Source organism: Bacillus sp. AFS018417 (assembly GCF_002560985.1).
Classification (GTDB): Bacteria; Bacillota; Bacilli; order Bacillales; family Bacillaceae_G; genus Bacillus_A; species Bacillus_A rhizoplanae.
In genome coordinates this window covers 1-1,536 of record NZ_NTTM01000131.1, presented here as the reverse complement: position 1 = coordinate 1,536, position 1,536 = coordinate 1, and the positions used below count along the sequence as shown (strand labels likewise).

The 1,536-nt window shown below is 32.9% G+C and carries 2 protein-coding genes; both read left to right on the top strand.

What is annotated here, in order from left to right; translation table 11 throughout:
* Window positions 1–468: acyl-ACP desaturase (locus CN326_RS23850; protein WP_176524764.1), on the top strand; the 468-nt coding region annotated here is incomplete at its 5' end.
* Between the two features lie 216 nt (window positions 469–684).
* Complete coding sequence (locus CN326_RS23845) at window positions 685–1,146, top strand: CarD family transcriptional regulator (RefSeq protein ID WP_176524763.1); 462 nt, start codon at window positions 685–687, stop codon at window positions 1,144–1,146.
* Window positions 1,147–1,536: the final 390 nt, after the last annotated feature.

The window sequence follows — 1,536 nt, the reverse complement described above, 5'->3', positions numbered from 1 at the left end:
ATGACGTATACGACGCTACAAGAACTTGCAACGATGGTGTTTTACAATAATGTAGCTAAGGTTGCAAGTAAGCATGATCCAGATCTTGCTACATTATTACGCCGTCTTGCAAAAGATGAAACTCTTCATTATGCGTTTTATCGAGATGTGATTCGAACACATTTGGAATTGGAACCTAATTATTGCTATCATATTGCCAATGTAATTAGAAATTTTAAAATGCCAGGTGCTGTCATGCCTGATTTTGAAAATAGAATGGCTGTGATTGCAAAAGAAGCTAACTATGGGCCACTACAATATTTTGATCAAGTACTTGATGTAGTGGTTGATTATTGGGGGTTAAAAGACTTACGACCAATTGCACCTCTAGCTGAAAAAGCAAGAATTGAGATTTTGGAGTACCACACAAGATTGAAAAAAATACGGGATCGATTTGGTCGTTTTCAAGGGAAAACTGATCTACGTTAATGAGTAGAGGTTTCAGAATATACGCGGGGAAATCCCCCTTCCCTTTATTGGAAATCTGACACGCTCCCTATTGTTTTGGTGCTGTTTTTATTTAATTTGATTTTTAAAGAAAAAGTAGTTGACACTAAAAATAAATTTATGATATTATAAAATATTTGATAAAAAATCACATATATGTTAAGGTTAAGAAGGTTACCATATATGGAGGTGGATTATATGTTTCAAATTGGCGATAACATTGTTTATCCAATGCACGGAGCAGGTATAATTGAAGCCATAGAAGAAAAAGAATTCTCAGGGAAAAAACAACAGTATTATGTGATAAAAATGTCAATCAGTAATATGCAAGTCATGATTCCTATGGGTAAAATATTAAGTTCGGGTATACGCCCAGTTACTGATATACTTGCATTAAAACACATTATACACATTTTTCAGCATGGAGAATCAGATAAATTACTGCCGTGGAAACAAAGGTATAAAGTGAACACGGACAAAATAAAAACGGGTGAAATACAAGAAGGTGCTGAAGTTGTACGTGATTTAATGCGTATGAAGAAAGAAAAGGCACTTAATACAAGCGAAAAAAAAATGTTGGATAACGCACATGAATTTTTGATTAGTGAACTAGGATTAATTAAAGGGATCACTGAAAATCAAATAAAAAGTTTCTGTTAAGGTTCATTATAGATAATGTATTACATCCCCCGAAAATATCCTGAATTTTTCGGGAATATGATTATTATTAAAAGTAAATCATTTCAAAGACATTCAACTTCTTCAACTCACTTTTAGAGTAGGAACCTATTTTGTTATTACTTCAATCTAATCCATTTTTATTTTTAAATTTCTTTTACGAACGTTCGAAGTTTCATCAAATAACTCGATTAAATAGTCACTTGATTTTTGCAATCCTGATTCACACTGGCACGGACAAGGAGCCGTAAGGATGAAAGAGAGGTAGGGCTTTCATTGTTTTAGGTAATATACTATCTAAGTCATTATTTCTAGAAGAAAAAACAATTAATCTCACCGCTATCTTTAAGAGTTTCTTACATCTACTGAGAC